We start from the raw sequence: 21238 nt of genomic DNA on the forward strand, positions 1-21238 counted from the left end.
TGCCCTCCCGCCTGAGCGCGGTGCCCTCCCGCCCCAGCGCGGACGGTCGCCGCACCCCGGTCCGATGTCGGCCGGCCACGGGTCGACCCCGACGCCGCATCCGGAGGCGCCGAGGCGTCCCGGCCTCAGCGTCCCACCGCGGCCGGGCCAGCAGCCGAGCATGCCGCCGGCGCACACACCCGAGACCGGGCCGGCATTCACCCCGCCCCAACGGACACGCATGCCCCGCTGGCTGTCGGTAACCCTGAGCATCCTCGTCAGCATCGTGCTCTTCGCCATCGGCTATCTGCAGTCGGTGATGGCGCTCGTCGCGAACACGTGGGCGTTCGAGGCCGGCGTGGTCAGTGTCATCGGCGTGCTCGTCGTCCTCTTCCTGCTCCCCCTGTGGGGCACGGTGTTCGTGCGCCGGAAATGGCCGTGGGTGCCGTTCGCCGTCGGGCTCGGACTGGCTTTGGCCTGGGGCGACTGCCTGCTCATGCTCATCGGCATGTTCCACCTCATCATCCGCGGCACCCGCCGCTCGGCAGCGACCGCTGCGATCGTCGGATCCGGCGTGACTGTCCTCGCGATCGTGCGCATGTGCCTGCTGCCGACCGCGCTCAACCCGTTCAGCTTCCTCTTCATCACCTCCGGCTCCACCCCCGGCAATGTCACGACGCCTGCTCCGCCGCGCGATCTGGGACTGGCCGTCGACGGGGTGACGATCGCCATCGGTCTGCTCGCTCTCGGCATCAGCCTCGGGGTCGGCTTCCTCCTCCGCCGCACCCGGCGGATGAAGTCCGTTGAGGCGTTCGCCTCGCACGAGGCGCAGCGCAATGAAGCGCTGAGCGCCGAGCTCGCCCGGCAGTCCGAGCGTGAGCTGCTCGCCCGCGAGCTCCACGACACGCTCTCCCATCGGCTCTCGGTGATCTCCCTGCACAGTGGTGCCCTCGAGGTCGGCGGGAAGGGCGATTCGGATGTCGCCTCGACCGCCTCGGCGCTGCGTCAGGAGGCCCACGCCTCTCTCGAAGACCTGCGTCATCTGGTCGGCGGGGTGCGGGAGGGAACGCTGACGGGCACCGGTCCGAAGAAGGAGCAGTCCACTCCCCCGAGCCTGGCGTCCATGCAGTCGATTCCGCAGCTCATCGCCTCCGTGCAGGCGACTGGAACCGTCATTCGGCCCTCGATCATCATCCAGGACGTCGAGGCGGCGTCGACGGTCTTCGACCGGGCGGTCTATCGGATCGTCCAGGAGTCCCTGACGAACGCGATCAAGCATGCCCCGGGCGCTCCTGTCACCGTCGACGTCGGTGTGTCGGCCGACAGCGGGGCCCGAATCGTCATCGCCAATCCCGCCCCGCAGGCCGGTCGGCCGGGTGAGCCCCGTGATGCCCGCGCCGAGGTGATTCCGCCCCGACCGTCGACCCTGCCGTTCACGCCCGGTGATCCCTCGCCGGCGGTGGGCCGGCACGGCCTGTCCTCAACGGGCTCGGGGGCCGGGCTCGAAGGGATTCGGGAGCGGGCGGCGATGCTCGACGGCACCGCGGACATCGGCGTCCGGGACGGCCAGTTCGTCGTCGACGTGTCGCTGCCGCCGTTCCCCCGCCGGGGGTGAGTCCGGGTCGACCGGAGGCCCTGCGGCACCGGACTCGCGGTGTCGTGGGCCTCCGGTAGTGTTGCGCTCATGACCGAGACCGCCGCACCCATCCGCGTCATCGTCGTCGACGACGATCAGATGGTCGTCACCGGGATCAGGGGAATCCTCGACGCGGCCCCGGACATCGACGTCGTCGGATCGGCCCACAGCGGAGAAGAAGCGCTGGAGAAGGTTGCGCTCCACTTCCCCGATCTCGTCCTCATGGACATCCGCATGCCCGGCATCGGCGGCATCGAGGCCATGGAGCGCCTCACAAACGGCGTGCGTCCGCCGAAGGTCGTGGCGCTGACGAGCTTCGACACCGACGACTATCTCTTCCGTGCCCTCGATGCCGGCGCCGTCGGGTACATCCTCAAGGACATCGGTCCCACTGCCCTCGCCGAGGCGATCCGCCGTATCCATGACGGAGAGTCCTTCCTCTCCCCGCAGGCGACGAAGCGGATGATCAAGAAGGTCACGGCGAATCCCGACCAGCGCAGCCAGCGCGCGGCCGAGGAGCAGCTCGCCGCCCTCACCGAACGAGAGCTTCAGATCGCCGTGCTCGTCGCCGATGGATTGTCGAACCAGGAGATCGCCGAGGCGACGTTCATGAGTCCGGCGACGGTGAAGACCCATCTCAACCGGATCAACATCAAACTCGACACGAACAACCGCGTGCGCATCGCCGTGCTCGTCGAGCGGGCCCGGGTGACACGGCCCATGCCGCCCCACCTCGGCGACCGGCCGCACTGACCGACCAACGAGGCGGCCGCCCGGCACGGACGGCCGCCTCGGCGAGGTCAGCGGCGGCGCCACACTCCGGTCGCCTGCTCCTCTTCGTTGCCCACGGACAGGTCGATGCCGCGGCGGTCGCGGACGACGGAGACGGCGAGCAGCGAGATCGCCGCCATGATGACGAGGTAGAGCGAGACCGAAGCCGTCGTTCCGGTCGCCTGCAGCAGCGCCTGCGCGATCGTCGGAGCGAAGGCCCCGCCGAGCACGGCGCCGAGCGCATAGGAGATCGCCACGCCGCTGAAGCGGATCGAGGCGGGGAAGAGCTCGACGTAGAGCGCGGCCTGCGGACCGTAGGAGAGGCCGAGCCCGATGGAGAACACCCCGAGGGCGAGGTAGAGCAGGCCGAGGTTGCCGGTGTCGATGAGCCAGAACAGCGGGAACGCCGTGACGATGAGGACGATGAACCCGATGACATACGTGCGCACGCGCCCGATCCGATCGGCCAGGACGCCGGAGACTGCGGTGGAGATGAGCCAGACGAACGACCCGAAGGTGATCGCCAGCAGCACCTGAGTCGGTGCGAAGCCGACGGGATCGGTCGCGTACTTCGTGACGAATCCGCCAGTGGTCATGTAGCCGCTGGCATTGTTGCCGGCGAAGATCAGGGCGGCGACGATGACGAGCAGCCAGTGCTTGCGGAACAGGTCGATGATCGGCGCCTTGCGCTTGGCCGCTTCGACCTGGATCTCCTTGAACACGGGAGTGTCCTCGACCGAGCGGCGCACCCAGTAGCCGATGCCGATGAGCACGACGGACAGCAGGAACGGAATCCTCCAGCCCCATTCCATGAACGCGTCACCGGGCGAGATGACACCGGTCATGATCGCGATGACGCCCGAGGACAGCAGCATGCCCAGCGGCACCCCGAGCTGCGGGTAGCATCCGGCCCGTCCCCGCTTGTCGGCGTCGGCGTGTTCGACGGCCAGCAGCGCCGCCCCGCCCCATTCGCCGCCGGCGGACAGACCCTGGATGATGCGCAGGAGGATGAGGAGGATCGGTGCGGTCACGCCGATCGTCTCGTACGTGGGGATGAGTCCGATGAGCGCGGTCGCCACACCCATCGTCACGAGCGTGACGACGAGGATGAAGCGGCGCCCCAGCTTGTCGCCGAAGTGCCCGGAGAGGAACGCCCCGAGCGGGCGGAAGAGGAAGGAGATGCCGATCGTCGCGAAGGCGAGCATCTGTCCGATCGCCTCCCCGGCGGGGGCGAAGTAGAGCTGGGCGAAGACGAGCGCGGCCGCCGTCGAGTACGTGAAGTAGTCGTACCACTCGATCGTCGTGCCGATGACCGCGGCGAACGCGACCTTCCGCTGGTTTCGCTTCTGGGCAGGGGTGGTGAGTGCAGGTGTCGCAGTCATGTGAACGTCCTTGTTCAGGTGAGGGTCGGGGAATGCCCGCCCCTGGTGCGGGGGCGGGCTCGCAGCGGGGCTGGGCTGTGCGGCAGATCAGGCCGGGGAGAGTTCTGTCGTGAGGTTCGTCAGCACTCCTTCCGCCCATTCGCAGGCCGCCTCGGCCGCCGGCACGGTGCCGCCGGCATCGTGGCGTCCGTACTCGCCGACCCGGACCGCGCCCGTGGCCTCGAGGGCTTCGGTGAGGCGTTCGCTGCCCCGCGAATACGTCTTCGTGTAGCTGGCATCGCCCATCCCGAAGACCGCGAAGCGCATCCCGGCGCAGTCAACGTCGTCATCGTGGAGGCGGGCGAAGAAGTCCGCCGCCGAGCTCGGGACGTCTCCGTCGCCGTAGGTCGAGCACACGATGAGGTGGAACCGTGTGGGGTCGAGTTCAGTCGGATCGACCGCGGCGAGATCGGAGATGACGAGGTCGTCGCGTTCGCCGAGGAACATTCCGAGCTCCTCGGCGACGAGTTCGGCATTGCCCGATTCCGTTCCGAAGAGGATCGTCAGCGGCACATCGGGGGCCAGATCACTGCTCGTACTCGCCGAGGCGACCGTCAGCTGCGCGTCGAGGCTGGCGTCCCGGGCCGCCTCGAGCAACTCGTGTCGCGCGGTGATCTTCGACCGACACCGTCCGAGGCCGGCGCCGAGGCGCTCGCGCAGGTCGATGCGACGCCATCCGTCGAAGTCGGTGGCCCCGTCCCGGGGGTCGAGGCCGGTGGCGCCGACGGTGATCGTCCCGGCGTCGACCTCGGCGGAGATGAGCGCGGCGAGGGCCTTCGCCTCGGTGCGCTGGTCGGGGATCGTCCCCCGACCGTTGCCCTTGAGCCAGCCGATCGCGAAGAGCCGGTCATCGATCCTGCCGTCACCGGGGATCGGGGAGACCGGACAGATCCCGAGCTGCCCGATCGTCGGGATGTCACGGACGAATCCGATCGCCGAGATCACCGAGTCGACGTCGAGGCGGACGGCGGACCCGGAGATATCGACGTCGATGCCGGCCACGGCAGTGTCTCCGGTGATCGCCTGCGGGGTCGCACCGAACCACCAGTGGACCTCGATCGCCGCCGGGCCGCCGTTGGCGGCGCCGAGATCGCGGAGGGCGTCGAGCTTCGCATCCTTGCCCGGTGCCGTGGAGTCGAGATCGACGCCGTGGAGGACATGGCGGAGGCCGGGGGTCCGGGCGAGTTCGCGGATCATCACGGGATCGAACTTCGCCGCCGTCGCGCCCGAGCGGCCGATGACATCGATGCGGGAGACATCGTTGCGCAGCCGGGAATGGATGCGGTCGTCGATGTCGCTGCCCTCGAGTGCTGAGGACTCGCAGGTGAGCAGGCGGATGATGTCGACGGCGACGTTGCCCTGACCGACGACGGCGATCCGCGCCCCGAGCCGTGGGAGGACCTCGTCAGCGAACTCCTCGTCGGGATGCCCGTTGAGCAGGCGCGTGATCCGGCCGGCCCCGTAGACGCCGTCGAGCTCGGCACCGGGGACCTCGAGTGCCCGATCGTGGGAGAGTCCGCTGGCGAGCACGACGGAGTCGTAGTTCGCCTTGAGTTCGTCGAGGCTGACGTCCCGACCGAGTTCGGTGTTGCCGATGAACCGGGCCCGCGGGTCGGCGAAGAGCTTGTCGAACTGCGTCTCGACGGACTTCGTGCCCTGATGGTCGGCAGCGACCCCGTAGCGGAGGAGGCCGTAGGGCACGGGGAGCCGGTCGTAGACGTCGACCGCGGAGCCGGGCACCCGGCGGAGGATCTCCTTCGCACTGAAGCACCCGGAGGGTCCCGAGCCGACGATCGCGATCCGCGGGCCCGGCCCCTTGTCCTTCTCCGTCGCCGAGGCGGTGGCGCCGGTGTGGGCGGCACCGTAGTCGGGGGTGCGGCTGGCGGAGGTCCACGTGATCGGCAGGGAGAGCATTCCGCGGAACACCCAGCCGCCGATGCGGGTCTCCCGGCTCTCGTCGATGTCGAGTCCTCCCAGGCTGTTGAAGAGCAGGGGCAGCGCCACCTCGGCGATCTCCGACCGGGCCGCCCAGTTGCCCAGGCACACGTGCACGCCCTTGCTGAAGGCGAGGTGCGGCTTGACCTCCCGGTGGATGTTGAAGGTGTGGGCATCGGTCCAGATGCTCTCGTCCCGGTTCGCCGACAGCACGCAGATGCCCAGCTGGGCACCGGCGGGCAGCGGGGTGCCGGCGAGGACGGTGTCGTGGGTGACCTGGCGCGAGTACATGCCGATGGGGGCGATCCACCGAATGGTCTCCTCGAACACCGTCGGCCACAGTGACGGATCGGCCATCGCCGCGGCCCGCTGTTCGGGGTGGGTGAACATCGCGTAGGCGGCGACCCCGAGGGCGTCGCGCGGTTCGTTGAGCCCACCGCCGATGGTCATCTTGATGTTCGCGCGGATCTTCTCGATCGGCATCGTCTCCCCCGGCATCGAGAGCAGACCCGACAGCAGGGAGTCGTCCCGATGCGTGAGATGGTAGTCGAGCATCTCATCGAGCGCGTCATCGACCTCGGTGAAGGAACGTTCGCACTTCGCCCACACCTCAGGATCGTCGGCGTAGTTGCCGACCCCGTCGATGAGGGTCTGCGACCACCGCTGCATATCGGCCTGGTCGACGTTGTAGAGACCGAGCATCCGACGCAGCGTCTCTGCGGCATAGGGGGCAGCGAAGTCCCAGATGAGATCTGCCCCGTCTCCTTTGTCCCTGAGACCGGCGAGGAGGTCTTCGGCGACCTCGCGGTACATCTGCGTCCACACCCGCTTGACGTAGCCGGGTTTGAGGACGGTCTGCCAGGCACGGCGCTCGGGGTAGTGCTCGGGATCGTCGCGGCGGAGCATCGAGTGGCCCATCGCGCGGATCTGCAGCGAGCCCTTCTCGTTGGCGGAGTAAGTCTCCTGGTCGTGTTCGGTCTCACTGACGGCTTCGTAGCTCGTGATGAGGTAGCGGTTGACCGAGGGCACCCAGTGGACTCCGCCTTCGGCCCGCAGACGGTCGTAGATGGGGAACGGATCGGCGTAGAGCTCCGGGATCGTCACCCAATCGGCAACCGGTGCGGCCTCGATTCCGGTCGGCGAACCGGTGTGGATCTGAGAAGTCATCGTCGTCTTCCCCCTCGACTGTGAGCTGTGGTGGTGTTCACAGACCAGTCTGTGGAGAATGAGAACAAAGGAAAAGCGGAATTAATCGCACATCAAATTCAGGAAAAACGGATATGCAGTCTGATCAGCCTCCTCGCTTCAGCCTTCGGCAGCTCTCCTACCTCGTCACGGCAGCGAGGCTGGGAACGATCTCCGCCGCTGCGGCCGAGCTCCATGTGTCCTCCTCGGCGATCTCCGATGCGATCACCGCGCTCGAACATCAGCTCGACGCCCACCTGTGCATCCGGAAGAAGGCCCACGGTCTCGTCCTCACGGCCGCCGGTCGCCAGGTCGCCGCGCGCGCTCAGACACTCCTCGCTGAGGCGAACGAACTCGAACGCGAGCTCACCCCTGTCGACGGCGAGCTCGTCGGTCCCATCACGATCGGGTGCTATCCGACGCTGGCCCCGATGATCCTGCCCGTCCTCCTCGCCGACTTCGGCCAGCAGCATCCTCGGGTGAGTCTCGAGATCGTCGAGACGCCGCAGGACCGGCTGGCGGGAAAGCTCGAGTCGGGAGAGATCGACGTCGCCTTCGTCTACGAGACGCTGATCCCGGGCGCTCCGAAGCGTGCGCGGCTCGTCGCTCTGCCGGCGCACGTCATCCTCTCCCCCGACGATCCGTTCGCCGCGGCGGAGACGGTGCGTCTCGAGGATCTCGTCGACCGGGACATGATCCTGCTCGACTCCCCTCCCTCGAGCCAGCACACGCTGACGATGTTCCACGAGCGCGGCCTGCATCCTCATGTCCGCCACCGGACGACGAGCTACGAGGTCGTGCGCACGCTCGTGGCACGCGGCCTCGGATACGGCGTGCTCGTCCAGCGGCAGAACAACCCGGCCAGCTACGAGGGCTACCCGCTGCTGGTCAAGGAGATCGAACCGGCCGTCGCACCCGTCGCCGTCGAGGTGATCTGGCCCTCCGACATCGCGGTGTCGGCGCACGTGCAGGCCCTCATCGACTTCGCACTCGACGTCGACTGGGGTCGACGGCAGAACGGCGACAGACCTCTGCCTCAGGTGCGCGGAAACGACACCTGAGGCAGAGGTCTGTCGCGGCTGCGACTTCGTCAGATCGCAGTGCGCCGGGTCACCGCCCGGCGGGCCGGAGCGAGACGGTTCGATGCCGCGGCTGACGCCGGGCGGGACGCGACCTCGGCGCCGTGACGACGGTCGTCGGCGGCCTCAGCCTCCCGAGGCTGGTCGCCGAGGTCATTCGCCGGTCGGCTCGTCACCACTGCAATGAGTCCGAGGACCGCACACAGCGCCCAGAATGCGGCGATGAGATACGGCCCGGAGGCGGGAACGAGCATGAGCGCCGAGGCGATCATCGGTGAGAGACCTGCCCCGAGAGCCGATGCGAGCTGGTAGGCGAAGGACGCACCCGAATACCGCACGTCGGCGGTGAACAGCTCGGAGATGTACGCCGCGATCGGCCCGGCGAGCAGCCCTTGGACGAGTCCGTTGCCGAGAAGGATGGCCATCGCGAAGCCGCCGATATTGCCGCTGACGATGAGCATGACGATCGGCAGAGCGCACACGGCGGCGATGAGATGGGCGGCGATGAGTGTGCGCTTGCGCCCGAGCCGGTCGCTGAGGCGCGCGACGATGAGAGTGACGACGAAGGTCGTCAGTGCACCGAGCGCCTTCCAGTTGAGCACTGTCGGCTGGTCCTCGCCCGCTGCCACGGCGACGGAGACGCCCCACACCGTCGTCAGTCCCTGTGTGACATAGAGGGTCATCGCCGCGAGCGTGCCGATGAGCATCTGCTTCTTGTACTTCGCGAACACCGTGACGACCGGCATCTTCCGGCGATCGCTCTCCGCCTCCAGCTTCTGGAAGGCAGGCGTCTCGCTCACCTTGAGGCGGATGACGAGACCGATGACGATGAGCGCGGCCGAGAAGAGGAACGGTATCCTCCAGCCCCACGTGACGAAGCCGCTCCCGGTCAGTGTGGCAGCGAGCGAGAGCGCGAGCGTCGCGAGCATCGCGCCGAACGGTCCGCCGGCGTTGGCGAAGGCAGCGGCGAGTCCCCGCCGGTTCTTCGGGGCATGTTCGAGGGCCATGAGCGCAGCGCCTCCCCACTCCCCTCCGACCGCGAGTCCCTGGATGATCCGCAGGATGAGAAGCAGCGTCGGTGCGATCATGCCGATCGTCGCCGTCGGCGGCATGAGACCGATGAGCACCGTCACCGTGCCCATCATGACCATGGCGACGACGAGGGATTTCTTCCGTCCCACACGATCGCCGAAGTGTCCGAAGATCAGCCCGCCCAATGGCCGCGACAGGTAGCCGACAGCCAGGGTGGTGAACGAGGCGAACAGCGCGAGCCCTGGCCCCAGGTCCGCAAAGTACAGCTGGGCGAACACGATCGACGAGGCCGTCGCGTAGAGGAGGAAGTCGTAGACCTCGATCGCCGAGCCGATGAAGCTCGAGGCGAGGATCCGCTTCATCTCCGGAGTGCGCAGCGAGGTCTGCAGGCCGTCAGCGTCAACAACGTCTTTGTTGTTCTCCATCGCGGTCAGCTCCTGACAGCAGCATCGACGGCCGCACCGACCGTCAGGACATCGAGGTCGTCGGGGACGAGGAACGTCCCGGTGAACTCCTCACGACCGCGCGTCCACACCGCGTCGTCGGCGATGCTCGGCACAAGATGGTGAAGCGCGAGCGTCTTCGCTCCCGCGGCATTGGCCACGCGAATCGCGCCGGCCACGGACGTGTGCGACTTGTAGTGATGATCCCGCACAGCCCGTCCGTTGTCGTCCTGCCGCTGAGCGTACATGCCGTCGACCCATTCGAAGTCGATCGCCTCATGCAGCAGCAGGTCCGTGTCCTGTGCCAAACGGACCAGGTTCGCGGATTCGCAGGTATCGCCGGAGATCGTCACCGACCCGTGCTCGCTGTCGAACCGGAACGCGAAGGCCGGTGCGAGAGGCGGATGGTCGACGAGAGTCGCCGTCACGGTGATGAGGTCGTCCTTGAAGATGACGAAGGGCTCCATCTCCGGGTGCGAGTCAGTGTTCGGGTGGTAGCCGATCCCCTCCGGCACGACGATGTCACGCGGATCGAAGAGAACCTCCGGCGACGGACGCAGGGCATCGAGGACGCGGTCGTTGATATCGGTGGCGTACGCAGCGACGATGCCGGCGAACAGGCCGGAGACGCCGGGGGTCGGATTCGCCGGAGCGACCGGTCGCGGTGGGACGAGCGCCCGCGGGGACACCGGAGGAAGCGCACCGCGCTGACCGGGGCCGACGATCGGCACCGGGTCATCGGCGCGATTGTGCAGCGCCTGCATGCCGAAGACGATGAGCGAAGGAAGATCGATCGTGTGATCCGAATGCATGTGGGTGATGAAGATCCCCCCGAGGTCGTCGAGATCGAGGCCGGCCTGCCGGATCCGGCGGCCCACACCATGGCCGGCGTCGACGAGGTAGAACCTCTCTCCGACGACGATCGCCGTGGCGATGCCGGTCCGGTCCTTCGTGTCTCCGGCGAACCAGCGCGGTCCGCCCGCAGTTCCCAGGGTGACGACTTTCATCATTGAACTGTCCATAGTCCGGTGTTCCCCTCAGCTTCTTCGGTGTGGGTTGACTCATTCAGTCTTTCCCATCAGGATCAAAAGCAAAATCAAAATAAACCCGTGGAAAACATAGGTGTTTTCAATGAAGGACATCACGCTCAGGCAGATCGAATACTTCCTGGCCGTCCTCGATCGAGGTTCGGTGAGCGCTGCCGCCCTCTACAGCAACGTCTCCCAAGCGACGGTGTCGGCGGCGCTCAGTCAGCTCGAGAAGCAGCTGGGGGTCACCCTGCTCTCCCGCGGACCCGCGCGCAAAGCCAGCCCGACAAGCGCGGGACGTGAGTTCGGCTTCCATGCCAGAGCAATCGTCTCCTCGGTCGCCGAGGCGGTCGAATCCGTGGATGAGGACGCCACAGCGCTGCGAGGACCACTGCGAGTCGGGTGCATTCCCCCGGTGGCACCGCGGATGCTGCCCGGAGTGGCAGCCGCGTTCGGACAGCGCCACCCGGACGTCGACGTCGAACTCATCGAGGCGCGCCCGATGTCGATTCAGCGCATGGTCCTCGGCGGTGAGATCGACATCGCCGTGATGTATCGCAAGCAGGTGCAGATCGACGGGCTCCGGCGCCACACCCTCTGCGAGGTGCAGCTGTACGCGCTCTTCGCCCACGATCATCCCTTGGCAGGACGCACCGAGGTCGAGATCGGCGAGTTCATCGACGAGCCTCTCATCCTCCTCGACGCACCCCCGACGGCCGAGATCCTGCTGAGCATGGTCCGCGACATCGGATTGGAACCTCGAGTCCGCTGGCTCATCCCCAACGTCGAGACGATTCGGTCAATGGTGTCGATGGGATTGGGGTATTCGCTCACCTACGCCGTTCCGCACCCCACCGTCCGCGCCTTCCAAGGGCTGTCGCTCGACTATGTGCCGGTGACCGATGCAGGACTGTCGAACACCCTCGTCGGCGTGGCGTTGGCGGAGGCGAGGATGTCGAAGAAGCTCAGCACGGTCCTCAGTGTGCTGAGGGCGGTCGCCGACGAGACCGACCCGGCGAACTGGGACACCCGTCCAGGATGATCCGGCCCAGCAGCCTGGCGGGCGCGACGACCGACAGCAGTCCTCCGGCGGAATGCCACCCGAACTCCCCACTACCGCAGTCGTGACATCCGGCGTCCAGCCGGTAGGCTCACGACATGGTGACGTTGATCCCGGAGGAACCGGATTTCGGAAAGTCGAGCGCCGAGGCAGCGGTGTGGAAGGCGCTGAAACGGCAGCTTCCCGACACTGCCACTCTCATCCACGGCCAACGCGTGACGACCGCGACGAAGGACGTCGAAATCGACGTCCTCGTCCTCTGGCCCGGACTCGGCATTGCCGTCGTCGAGGTCAAGGGCGGACGGATCGACGTCGTCGACGGCACCTGGTACACCCACGACAGGCGGAAGCAGCGCCACCGGCTCAAGCAGTCTCCGATCGACCAGGCGATGGTCGCCAAACACGGACTCATCCGCTACCTGCGACCCCGCCTCTCCCGCCTGCCCGGTCCCGTCATCCACTTCGCCGTTCTCCCCTACACCCAGCTGCCTGCGGACTGGGACCTGCCCGACGCACCACGGCACTTCCTCGGAGACTCCACCGATATGCCCCGACTGGCCGAGGCGATCGCCGCGGCCTTCCGTCACGCCCGCATCCCCGACCGGGATGACCCGAGCCTTCCGATGGAACCGGTGACGAAGAATCTGCGACGGACTCATCTGGCGATCGCCAACCTCCGCGTGCGCGCCCAGGCCATCGAAGATCGGGCCAACCAGCTCTCCCAGGAGCAGGCGCGGCTCATCCGCGTCCTTCGCCATCAGACCCGCGCCGAGATCAGCGGGGGCGCCGGCTCCGGCAAGACCTACCTCGCACTCCGGAAGGCGCAGGCCCTGACTCAGGAGGGCAAGTCGGTCGCGCTCATGTGCTATTCGCGGGGCCTGGGCAGATTCCTCCAGCTCGTCACCTCGGCGTGGCCCGAGGCGGACCGACCCGCCTACGTCGGCCTCTTCCACGACCTGCCGATCAGCTGGGGCGCCGAGGAGGGCAGCGACGACGACTCCGCCTACTGGGAGGAGGAGCTGCCTCGCCGCCTCCGGGAGCTCGCCGACGACCGTCCCCGCCGCCAGCTCTTCGACGCGATCATCATCGACGAGGGCCAGGACTTCAGTCCGCTGTGGTGGGAGGCCGTGGCGTCGTGCCTGCGCAACCAGGCCGAAGGCACCCTCTACGTGTTCACCGACGAGCGCCAGCGCGTCTTCGGCAGGCACGGCTCCTCCCCGATCACGATGAACCCCATCCAGCTCGACGAGAACCTCCGGAACTCCGAACAGATCGTCACCGCGTTCTCCGGCTTCGCCACCGACCCTCCGATCAGCCGCAACGGCCCCGCGGAGGACATCGATGTCATCCCCGTCCCGGCAGATCAGGCCCTCGCCGAGGCGGACGGACAGGTCGAAGCCCTCATGGACGCCGGATGGCAGCCCGGTGACATCGCCCTGCTCACCACCGGCAGCAGGCATCCGGTGCAGCGGGAGATCGTCGAGGAGGAGGGCTACCAGGCGTACTGGGATCAGTTCTTCTCCGCCGAGGCGGTCTTCTACGGGCACGTCCTCGGCTTCAAGGGGCTCGAACGTCCCGCCGTCGTCCTCTGCCTCAACGGGTTCCGCGACGAGTCCCGCGCCGCGGACATGATCTACGTCGGAATGTCGCGCGCGACGACCAAGCTCGTCATCGTCGGCGAGACCGGCCGGATCGACGAACTTCGGCGCTGAGTTCGCCCGCGGCCGGACTCCTCGACTGCCGGTTGAGGAGTCCGGTCGCGTGTCGCCTCAGTAGTTCTCCGGCGGGTCGCTGGCCGGGAACGATTCGTCGCCCCACTCCTCGACGAGCTGATCATCATGCTCGCGAGCCGCGTCGCGGGCGTCCTTCTGCGCGGACGACTCCTCGGTCGCCTCGGTGGGTTCCGGTGTCTCGGACATGATCAGTGACCTCCAATGCCAGCGAACGGATCTGCTATCTCCATCTTGCCCGGTCAGAGAGGATCTGGGTACCGGGACCGCCGCGACCCCGCTCAGTCCTGGGCTGCGGTCGTCGGCGAGCCCGCATCGCCGTGGGCGGCGAGGATCCGGTAATGCCGGTTGCGCAGCCCCAGAAGCATGGCTCCGAGCAGAGCGGCGAGCAGCGAGCCGAACAGCACACCGACCTTGACGACCTGCGCCCGCGCATCCTCGGCACCGAAGCTGAGGTCGCCGATGAGCAGGGAGACGGTGAAGCCGACACCGGCGAGGCACGAGACTCCGACCAGATCGATCCACTGCATCGTCCGGTCGAGGGAGAATCCGCGGACGCGGGTGATGAGGAAAGTCGCGAGGCTGATGCCCAGCGGCTTGCCGACGACGAGGCCGAGCATGATTCCCAGGGCGACCGGACTGCTCAGCGACTCGGCGAGGCCGGACAGTCCCCCGACGTTGACGCCGGCGGCGAAGAACGCGAAGATCGGCACCGCGATCACCGCCGAGGGGATGCTCCACGTGTCGGCGAACTGCGCAGCCGGACCGTGGCCTTCGGAACCGTGGATGCCGTCGTGCGCGTGGAAGCCCCGCTGGTCTCCGGTCCGTCTTTCGCCGCGGCGCTTCGCCGCCACCGGCACCATGAACCCGAGGAGGACACCGGCGATCGTCGCGTGGATCCCCGAGGCGTGGACGAGCGTCCAGGTGGCGAACGCCAGCGGGAAGAGCAGCCACCAGGCGTGGATGCCCCGCTGCACGGCGACGGCGAACGCGAGCAGGGGCAGCAGCGCCAAGCCCAGCGGCAGCCAGGAGAGATCGTCCGTGTAGAAGATCGCGATGATGGCGATCGCCAGCAGATCGTCGACGACGGCGAGGGTGAGCAGGAACGTCCGCAGCGACGGCGGCAGGAACTTGCCGACCATCGCGATGATCGCCACGGCGAAGGCGATGTCGGTCGCGGCGGGGATCGCCCAGCCGCCCAACGCACTGCCGCCGGAGTTGAGGTTGACGAAGACGTAGAGGAGGGAGGGGACCGCGACGCCGCCCACGGCCGCCGCGACGGGCACCGCGGCTGTCTTCGGGTTGCGCAGCTTGCCGGCGACGAACTCCTCCTTGAGCTCGAGGCCGACGACGAAGAAGAAGATCGCGAGGAGACCGTCGGAGGCCCAGCTGCTCGCCGAGAGGTTGAGCTTGAGCGCTTCAGGGCCGAACTTCGTCGACCGCACGGTCTCATACCAGTCGGCGGCCGGCGAGTTCGCGATGATGAGAGCCGCAGCCGTCGCCGCGAGCAGGAGGATGCCGCCGACGGCATCGTGCTTGAGGAGGCGGGCAAGGCGCTCCCGCGCAGGCGGTGCGGTGAGGTTGGAGGTGGACGAATCAGTGGGGTTCGGAACAGCCGAAGACATCGGTGGGATCGCTTTCGCAGAGGTGAGCAGAGAACGCGAGTGCGCGACGATCCGGTGCGTGGTCGGCCCTGCCGCCCGGATGGGATGCGGATGCGCGCGATCAGCGCCGTGGCGGCGGGCAGCCGGCGATCTCACCGTGGGCGTTCGTGCCCCACGAGCTCATCCACCCGTTCGTGCCGTTCGACAGCGTCGTCACGATCTTCGCCTTCGGGAAATCGGCAGCACGAGCCGCTTCGAGACGAGAGACGACGGAAGAAGGCACCGTACCACCCTAGCGAGTCGCTCGACCCGGTTCCAAACGGTTCGGCATCTGGACTCGTCCTCGTGCTAGCGTGCTGGCATACCTCCAGCGCCCACGAGAACAGGGAGAATCGATGACGGTCTCAACCGCCGACCTCTGGGATGAACGCGGTCCCGAGCTCTACTCGATCGCACTGGACTTCACCGATTTCGGGGACAAGGTCGCGTTCTCCGGACCGGCGCGGACCGTGCGGTGCTTCGAGGACAACGCCCTCGTCAAGACGGTGCTCTCCCAACCCGGAGACGGTGCGGTCCTCGTCATCGACGGCGGCGGCTCGATCGCCACCGCGCTCATGGGCGACATGATCGCCGGGCTCGCGATCGACAACGGCTGGGCCGGTGTCGTCATCAACGGCGCCGTGCGCGATCGCGAGGTCCTGTCGACCCTTGACATCGGCATCAAGGCGCTCGCGAGCAATCCGCGCAAGAGCGGCAAGACGGGCGAGGGCGACCACGACGTCACCGTCGAGTTCGGCGGCGCGACGATCCGCCCCGGCGCCATGGTCTTCGCCGACGCCGACGGAGTCGTCGTCGACCGTTGAGCGTCGACTGCTGACGACCAGACATCCGATCTCAGCCCCCGCGCCGCTCTCCCAACTCTCCGTCGCGTCGCGCCTCACGCACTCCCACCTCGGCGACTCATTCCGCACAGCACACCCTTGACCGCTTAAACATCCTATGTTTAGACTCGGGTCAGCGAAACGATTCCCTGAACCGACCGATCGCTTCGCGGACCGGCCGTTCAGACATCCGATCACAACGCTGCTGTTGTGCGAAAGGACGAAATGTCTCAGATCTCTGCGATCGACGTCGTCGACCTGCGATTCCCCACCTCGGCGAGTCTCGACGGTTCGGATGCGATGAACCCCGACCCCGACTACTCCGCCGCGTATCTCATCGTCTCCACCGACGCCGACGACTCCGGTCACGGATTCGTCTTCACGATCGGCCGCGGCAACGACATCCAGACCGAGGCGGTGCGGGTCATCGCCGAGACCCTCATCGGCCGCGAGGTCGAACCGATCCTCACCGACATGGGCGCATTCTGGCGTGAGCTCGTCCACGATTCCCAGCTGCGCTGGCTCGGCCCGGAGAAGGGCGTGAGCCATATGGCCATCGGCGCGATCGTCAACGCCCTGTGGGATCTCAAGGCCAAACGCGCGGGCCTGCCCCTGTGGGAGCTGCTGGCCGGGATGAGCCCCGAGGAGATCCTCGACCTCCTCGACTTCCGCTACCTCAGCGACTTCATGACCCGCGACGACGCCCGCGCCATCCTCGCCGCCGCCGAGCCCGGGAAGGCCGAGCGGATCGCCGAACTCCGGGACACCGGCTACATGGCCTACACGACGACGCCCGGCTGGCTGGGATACTCCGATGAGAAGCTCGCCCGACTGTGCCGGGAGGCCATCGACGAGGGTTTCACCCAGATCAAGCTCAAGGTCGGAGCCGACCGCGACGATGACATCCGGCGCCTCGGCATCGCCCGTGAGATCTGCGGTCCCGGGTTCCCCATCGCCATCGACGCCAACCAGCACTGGGACACCGCCGAGGCGATCGACTGGATCGGCGACCTCGCGCGCTTCGATCTGCGCTGGGTCGAGGAGCCGACCTCCCCCGATGACATCCTCGCCCACGCGGCGATCCAGCAGGGCATCGCCCCGGTGCCCGTGGCCACCGGCGAGCACTGCCAGAACCGCATCGTCTTCAAGCAGATGCTCGAGGCCGACGCCCTGCGGGTCATGCAGATCGACGCCACCCGGGTCGCCGGGGTCAACGAGAACATCACCAACCTGCTCCTCGCCGCGCACGCTGGAGTCCCGGTATGCCCGCACGCCGGCGGGGTGGGACTGTGCGAACTCGTCCAGCACCTCTCGCTCTTCGACTTCGTCGCGGTCTCCGCGACCATGGACGACCGCTGCATCGAATTCGTCGACCACCTCCACGAGCACTTCGTCACCCCCGTCGACGTCCACGACGGCAGGTACTGGCCGCCCTCGGCTCCCGGTGCGGGAGCCGAGATCCTCTCCCAGACGCTCTCCGACTTCGCCTACCCGACCGGACCGCAATGGCGGGCACGAGCCGCCTCAGCGACCACCTCGGCGACACCCGTCCCCGAATCCGCCTGAGCCGGCCCCACACCCGCACTCCACGGACACCGAACGGCGCCGCACCCCGCAGAACCTCCCCGACACAAGCACCACACCACCTCGTGAGAAACCAGGTACACCGTTGTGACTGACCACTCGACCACGGACACCGGGCTCGCGCGCAGCCATGCGCACGAACCCATCCCGACGAAGATCATCTTCATCGCCATCCTCGCCGGCTTCTCCGGCCTCCTCTACGGCTACGATTCCGGAGCGATCTCCGGAGCGCTGCCCCTGCTCACCGAGCAGATGGGCCTCGATGCCGGGCAGCAGGGACTCATCACCTCCCTCCTGCTCTGGGGAGCACTCCCCTCGATCATCGGCGCCACCCTCGCCGCCCGCCGCTTCGACCGCCGTCACCTCCTCATCGTCGCCGCGGTGATCTTCTTCGTCGGCTCCCTCGCCTGCGCCTTCGCGCCCACCCCGGAAGTCCTCGGCGCCGCCCGCTTCTTCCTCGGCCTCGGCGTCGGCATCGCCAACATGTTCGGGCTCATCTACCTCTCCGAACTCTCCCCCACCCGCATCCGCGGACTGCTCACCGGCCTCTACCAGCTCGCCGTCAACTTCGGCATCCTCGCCGCCTACATCGTCGGCGACGCATTCCAGGCCTCGGGTCTGTGGGAGTGGATCCTCGGCATCGGCGCGATCCCCGCCGCCGTGTTCTTCGTCGGCATGATCCTCTCCCCCGCCAGCCCGCGCTGGCTCATCACCCGCGGACGCGACGACGACGCACTCGCCGTCCTCACCTCGCTGCGCGGGACACCGGAGATCGCACGGCTCGAATTCGACGACATCAAGTCGAGCCTCGCCCAGCAGGACAGCGGACTGCAGGCGCTCACCCACTCGGCGAGGCGGCCGATGACCGTTCTCCTCATCCTCACGTTCTTCCAGGTCTTCACCGGCATCAACGCCGTCGTCTACTACGCCCCGATCATCTTCGCCCAGTCGGGCATGGGCGACCGGGCCGGCAGCTACGCCAACTACGGGGTCGGCATCGCCCTCGTCGTCTCCACCGCGATCGCCCTGCCGATCATCGACCGGCTCGGTCGCGTCCGACTGCTGGCGATCTCCATGCTCGGACAGACCGTGGCGATGGTCGTCCTGTGGCTGCTGCCCGACGCCGGATGGCTGAGCATCGCCGCCGTCTTCGCCTACACCTTCGCGTTCGGCATCGGCATGGGCCCGGTGTTCTGGCTCCTCGTTCCCGAGGTGCTGCCGCTGTCGGTGCGCGCGATCGGCACCGGCGTCATCACCTTCGCCCAGTACCTCTTCAACGCCACCTTCGCGTGGGCGTTCCCCGTCGCCCTCGACACGATCGGACCGGTCGTCTTCCTCATCTTCGCCCTGCTCTCGGCCGCGGCCCTGTGGTTCGTCCTCACCCGCGTCCCGGAGACCTCGGGGCGCTCGCTCGAGGAGATCGAAGCATACTGGAGGTCGTCGGCCGCCTCGGCGAAGCAGCAGGACTGACCCCAGCGCACACGAGAGGAGCGCTCATGCTCACCACCCCGATCACCCATCCCGAACTGCTCGCCGCACTCGCCCGATGCGGTCACGGCACGAAGATCCTCATCGCCGACGGCAACTACCCCCACCTCACCGGAGTCCCGGCCGGCACGACCCGCATCGCCCTCAACGTCACCCCGGGCCTGCTCACCGTCGACCAGGTCCTCGAGCCTCTTGCCAGCACGCTCCCCATCGAAGCGTGCGAGTACATGCTCACGGCGGACTCCGGGACGGCACCGGCGGTCGACGGGTACGCCGCGCTGCTGTCCGACGTCCCCTTCACCGGACACGAGCGCTTCGCTTTCTACGACACCGCGCGCCAGCCCGACGTCGGTCTCGTCATCGCCACCGGTGACCAGCGCCAGTACGCGAACCTCCTGATCACCGTCGGAGTCGTGACCCCGTGACCGCACCCCCGCAGATCCTCGACTCCCACCTCCACCTGTGGGACCGTCGCCGCTTCTCCTACCCGTGGATGGCGGAGCTGCCCGCCCTGCCGGAGACGAGCCTGCCTGCTGGGAGAGGTGCGACCGCGACCGCGGCGATCGTCGTCGAGGCCGGCATCAGCACTGATCAGCGAGCCGATGAGGTCGACTGGCTGACCGCCCTCGCGGCGGAGGATCCGCTCATCCGCGGCATCGTCGCCGCCGTCGACTTCACCGACCCCCACCTCGCCGAGGTGGTCGCCCGGCTCGCCGACCGCCCGCTCGTCGTCGGGGTGCGGGACAACTTCGAGTCCCGCCCAGCCGGTGACCTCGACCCTGGCCCGAGCGCCACCGCCCGGGAGCTGCTGCGCGGAATCGAGACTGTGCGCTCTGCGGGACTGACCGTCGATCTCTGCGTCCGTGCCGACCAGCTGATCGAACTCGATGCCCTGCTCGCAGGACGCGGGTCGGCTGAGGGCTTCGTCCTCGACCATCTCGGCAAGCCGCTGCCCTTCGATCCGGACTTCTCCCACGAGGAGTGGGCGGAGGCGATGACGGTCCTGGCGTCCCGTTCCGGACTCCACGTCAAGTTCTCCGGGCTGCCCGGCCAGGCACCCGACGCCGTCGACGCCGACGTGGCGCTGGCCCTTGCGAACAGCTTCGCCGGCGATGTGATCACCGCCTTCGGCCCGGAGCGGACGATGTACGGCTCCGATCATCCCGTCTCGACGACCGGCCACGGCCTGCCCGACCACCAGTGGGAGCAGGCCGCGGCCGCGGGGCTGCGCCGCGTCGTCGACGACACGGACTTCGCCGCCGTCATGGCCGCGACTGCGGCGGACTTCTATCTGACGAGGAGGAACCAGTGACACTCAGGAATCCCGTCGTGCAGCGCCTGCACGACCTGCGCACGCTCGGCTTCGGCGGCGCCCCGATCGGCAATCTCTACCGGCAGATCGACGACGCGACGGCGACAGCGGCGGTCGCCGAGGCATGGAAGGAGGGCATCCGGTACTTCGACACCGCGCCCCACTACGGTCTCGGGCTCAGTGAGCGCCGCCTCGGCGAGGTCCTCTCCGACCGGCCCCGTGAGGACTTCCTCGTCTCGACGAAGGTCGGCCGGCTCATCCGCCCCGCCGACGCGCCCCGGGACTGGGACGACGAGGGCTTCGCCGTCCCCGGTGACCTCCACCGGGTGCGCGACTACTCTGCCTCCGGGGTGCGCCGGTCGATCGAGGAATCACTGACGCGCCTGCGCCTCGACCGGGTCGACATCGTCTACATCCACGACCCCGACGACTACTGGCAGGAAGCCCTCGAGGGTGCGGTCCCCGAGCTTGACCGTCTGCGCGACGAAGGCGTCATCGGGGCGTGGGGCGCGGGGATGAATCAGGCGGAGATGCTCACCCGCTTCGTCCGCGACACCGACATCGACGTCGTCATGCAGGCCGGCCGCTACACCCTCCTCGAACAGGGCGGGCGGGACGAGCTCATCCCCGCAGCCGCGAGTCGTGGGGTCGGCGTCGTCAACGTCGGCGTCTTCAACTCCGGCATCCTCGCCAACGCCGACCCTCGGCAGCAGGCGAAGTACAACTACGAGGACGCGCCGCGAGAGGTTCTCGACAAGGCGGAGAAGCTCGCGGCACTGGCGACCGCGCACGGCACGAGCCTGCCGGCCGCCGCCGTCCAATTCAGCCTCCGCGACCCTGCGATCACCAACGTCACCCTGGGCATGCGCACGGCTGAGCAGGTCGAACGCAACGTCGCCCTCGCCCACGCCGAGGTCCCCGAAGCATTCTGGGCCGCCGCCGTGGCCGACGGTCTGCTCGCCGTCGACCCGCGCACCTACGCCCTGAGCGCAGGCGAGCACGGCACAGGCGACCGGTAGAGCACGAGCCCGTGCCCCGCCCTCACCGCACCACCCCGACCGGAAGGAACC

At 68.0% G+C, this 21238-nt stretch carries 18 protein-coding genes; 11 read left to right on the forward strand and 7 right to left on the reverse strand.

The genetic code is table 11. The features are described from left to right. Positions 1-220: 220 nt before the first annotated feature. Complete coding sequence (locus FFS20_RS01570) at positions 221-1594, forward strand: histidine kinase (protein WP_249356405.1); 1374 nt, start codon at positions 221-223, stop codon at positions 1592-1594. Positions 1595-1663: 69 nt separating this feature from the next. Further along, entirely contained in the window at positions 1664-2368 is a 705-nt protein-coding gene (locus FFS20_RS01575; RefSeq protein ID WP_137824187.1) for a response regulator transcription factor, read from the forward strand. A gap of 47 nt (positions 2369-2415) precedes the next feature. Here the strand turns inward: FFS20_RS01575 and FFS20_RS01580 are convergent, their stop codons facing one another. Together FFS20_RS01580 and FFS20_RS01585 are read right to left on the reverse strand one after the other, a co-directional pair. Further along, the gene (locus tag FFS20_RS01580; RefSeq protein WP_137824188.1) at positions 2416-3768 is read right to left on the reverse strand and encodes an MFS transporter; all 1353 of its coding nucleotides are present in this window, start codon (positions 3766-3768) and stop codon (positions 2416-2418) included. An 87-nt stretch (positions 3769-3855) separates the two neighbouring features. Further along, positions 3856-6909 (reverse strand): cytochrome P450, encoded by a 3054-nt coding sequence (locus FFS20_RS01585; RefSeq protein WP_137824189.1) that lies wholly within the window; start codon positions 6907-6909, stop codon positions 3856-3858. A gap of 113 nt (positions 6910-7022) precedes the next feature. On the opposite strand from FFS20_RS01585, the gene FFS20_RS01590 reads away from it, so the two are divergent. Continuing rightward, entirely contained in the window at positions 7023-7988 is a 966-nt protein-coding gene (locus tag FFS20_RS01590) for a LysR family transcriptional regulator (protein WP_137824190.1), read from the forward strand. Between the two features lie 29 nt (positions 7989-8017). Here FFS20_RS01590 and FFS20_RS01595 read toward each other — a convergent pair whose 3' ends face one another. After that, entirely contained in the window at positions 8018-9463 is a 1446-nt protein-coding gene (locus FFS20_RS01595; protein WP_137824191.1) for an MFS transporter, read from the reverse strand. 5 nt (positions 9464-9468) lie between these two features. Then, positions 9469-10491, reverse strand: coding sequence for an MBL fold metallo-hydrolase (locus FFS20_RS01600; RefSeq protein WP_249356408.1), 1023 nt, complete (start codon positions 10489-10491; stop codon positions 9469-9471). A 121-nt stretch (positions 10492-10612) separates the two neighbouring features. Here FFS20_RS01600 and FFS20_RS01605 point away from each other — a divergent pair, with 121 nt between their 5' ends. Then, the gene (locus tag FFS20_RS01605; protein WP_137824193.1) at positions 10613-11551 is read left to right on the forward strand and encodes a LysR family transcriptional regulator; all 939 of its coding nucleotides are present in this window, start codon (positions 10613-10615) and stop codon (positions 11549-11551) included. Between the two features lie 116 nt (positions 11552-11667). Next, positions 11668-13281: an NERD domain-containing protein gene (locus FFS20_RS01610; RefSeq protein ID WP_137824194.1), complete on the forward strand. Its 1614-nt coding sequence runs from the start codon at positions 11668-11670 to the stop codon at positions 13279-13281. 57 nt (positions 13282-13338) lie between these two features. On the opposite strand, the gene FFS20_RS17835 is transcribed toward FFS20_RS01610, so the two are convergent. The 3 genes from FFS20_RS17835 to FFS20_RS17840 all read right to left on the reverse strand — a co-directional run bounded on the left by FFS20_RS17835 (position 13339) and on the right by FFS20_RS17840 (position 15186). Further along, positions 13339-13488, reverse strand: a complete 150-nt coding sequence (locus FFS20_RS17835) for a hypothetical protein (RefSeq protein ID WP_171006942.1) — start codon at positions 13486-13488, stop codon at positions 13339-13341. 92 nt (positions 13489-13580) lie between these two features. Continuing rightward, complete coding sequence (nhaA, locus tag FFS20_RS01615) at positions 13581-14924, reverse strand: Na+/H+ antiporter NhaA (RefSeq protein ID WP_137824195.1); 1344 nt, start codon at positions 14922-14924, stop codon at positions 13581-13583. A 100-nt stretch (positions 14925-15024) separates the two neighbouring features. Continuing rightward, positions 15025-15186, reverse strand: a complete 162-nt coding sequence (locus FFS20_RS17840; RefSeq protein WP_171006940.1) for a hypothetical protein — start codon at positions 15184-15186, stop codon at positions 15025-15027. A gap of 112 nt (positions 15187-15298) precedes the next feature. Here FFS20_RS17840 and rraA point away from each other — a divergent pair, with 112 nt between their 5' ends. From rraA to FFS20_RS01645, 6 genes are all read left to right on the forward strand, one after another. After that, on the forward strand, positions 15299-15766 hold the full coding sequence (gene rraA, locus FFS20_RS01620) for a ribonuclease E activity regulator RraA (protein WP_137824196.1): 468 nt from the start codon (positions 15299-15301) through the stop codon (positions 15764-15766). Positions 15767-16009: 243 nt separating this feature from the next. Then, entirely contained in the window at positions 16010-17350 is a 1341-nt protein-coding gene (locus tag FFS20_RS01625) for an enolase C-terminal domain-like protein (protein ID WP_137824197.1), read from the forward strand. A 105-nt stretch (positions 17351-17455) separates the two neighbouring features. Continuing rightward, positions 17456-18838, forward strand: a complete 1383-nt coding sequence (locus tag FFS20_RS01630; protein WP_212743269.1) for a sugar porter family MFS transporter — start codon at positions 17456-17458, stop codon at positions 18836-18838. 26 nt (positions 18839-18864) lie between these two features. Continuing rightward, positions 18865-19281: an RbsD/FucU family protein gene (locus FFS20_RS01635; RefSeq protein WP_137824198.1), complete on the forward strand. Its 417-nt coding sequence runs from the start codon at positions 18865-18867 to the stop codon at positions 19279-19281. Continuing rightward, entirely contained in the window at positions 19278-20168 is an 891-nt protein-coding gene (locus FFS20_RS01640) for an amidohydrolase family protein (RefSeq protein WP_137824199.1), read from the forward strand. Before FFS20_RS01635 ends, FFS20_RS01640 begins: the two co-directional genes overlap by 4 nt. Then, entirely contained in the window at positions 20165-21187 is a 1023-nt protein-coding gene (locus tag FFS20_RS01645) for an aldo/keto reductase (protein ID WP_137824200.1), read from the forward strand. The genes FFS20_RS01640 and FFS20_RS01645 overlap by 4 nt, the downstream gene beginning before the upstream one ends. Positions 21188-21238: the final 51 nt, after the last annotated feature.

Origin of the sequence: Brevibacterium sp. 2SA (assembly GCF_005502845.1) — a bacterium.
GTDB lineage: Bacteria > Actinomycetota > Actinomycetes > Actinomycetales > Brevibacteriaceae > Brevibacterium.

Bases quoted from the DNA above. Each gene is read 5' to 3' on its own strand.
- FFS20_RS01570 (WP_249356405.1), top strand. From the start codon at position 221: ATGCCCCGCTGGCTGTCGGTAACCCTGAGCATCCTCGTCAGCATCGTG.
- FFS20_RS01575 (WP_137824187.1), top strand. From the start codon at position 1,664: ATGACCGAGACCGCCGCACCCATCCGCGTCATCGTCGTCGACGACGAT.
- FFS20_RS01580 (WP_137824188.1), bottom strand. From the start codon at position 3,768: ATGACTGCGACACCTGCACTCACCACCCCTGCCCAGAAGCGAAACCAG.
- FFS20_RS01585 (WP_137824189.1), bottom strand. From the start codon at position 6,909: ATGACTTCTCAGATCCACACCGGTTCGCCGACCGGAATCGAGGCCGCA.
- FFS20_RS01590 (WP_137824190.1), top strand. From the start codon at position 7,023: ATGCAGTCTGATCAGCCTCCTCGCTTCAGCCTTCGGCAGCTCTCCTAC.
- FFS20_RS01595 (WP_137824191.1), bottom strand. From the start codon at position 9,463: ATGGAGAACAACAAAGACGTTGTTGACGCTGACGGCCTGCAGACCTCG.
- FFS20_RS01600 (WP_249356408.1), bottom strand. From the start codon at position 10,491: ATGATGAAAGTCGTCACCCTGGGAACTGCGGGCGGACCGCGCTGGTTC.
- FFS20_RS01605 (WP_137824193.1), top strand. From the start codon at position 10,613: ATGAAGGACATCACGCTCAGGCAGATCGAATACTTCCTGGCCGTCCTC.
- FFS20_RS01610 (WP_137824194.1), top strand. From the start codon at position 11,668: ATGGTGACGTTGATCCCGGAGGAACCGGATTTCGGAAAGTCGAGCGCC.
- FFS20_RS17835 (WP_171006942.1), bottom strand. From the start codon at position 13,488: ATGTCCGAGACACCGGAACCCACCGAGGCGACCGAGGAGTCGTCCGCG.
- nhaA (WP_137824195.1), bottom strand. From the start codon at position 14,924: ATGTCTTCGGCTGTTCCGAACCCCACTGATTCGTCCACCTCCAACCTC.
- rraA (WP_137824196.1), top strand. From the start codon at position 15,299: ATGACGGTCTCAACCGCCGACCTCTGGGATGAACGCGGTCCCGAGCTC.
- FFS20_RS01625 (WP_137824197.1), top strand. From the start codon at position 16,010: ATGTCTCAGATCTCTGCGATCGACGTCGTCGACCTGCGATTCCCCACC.
- FFS20_RS01635 (WP_137824198.1), top strand. From the start codon at position 18,865: ATGCTCACCACCCCGATCACCCATCCCGAACTGCTCGCCGCACTCGCC.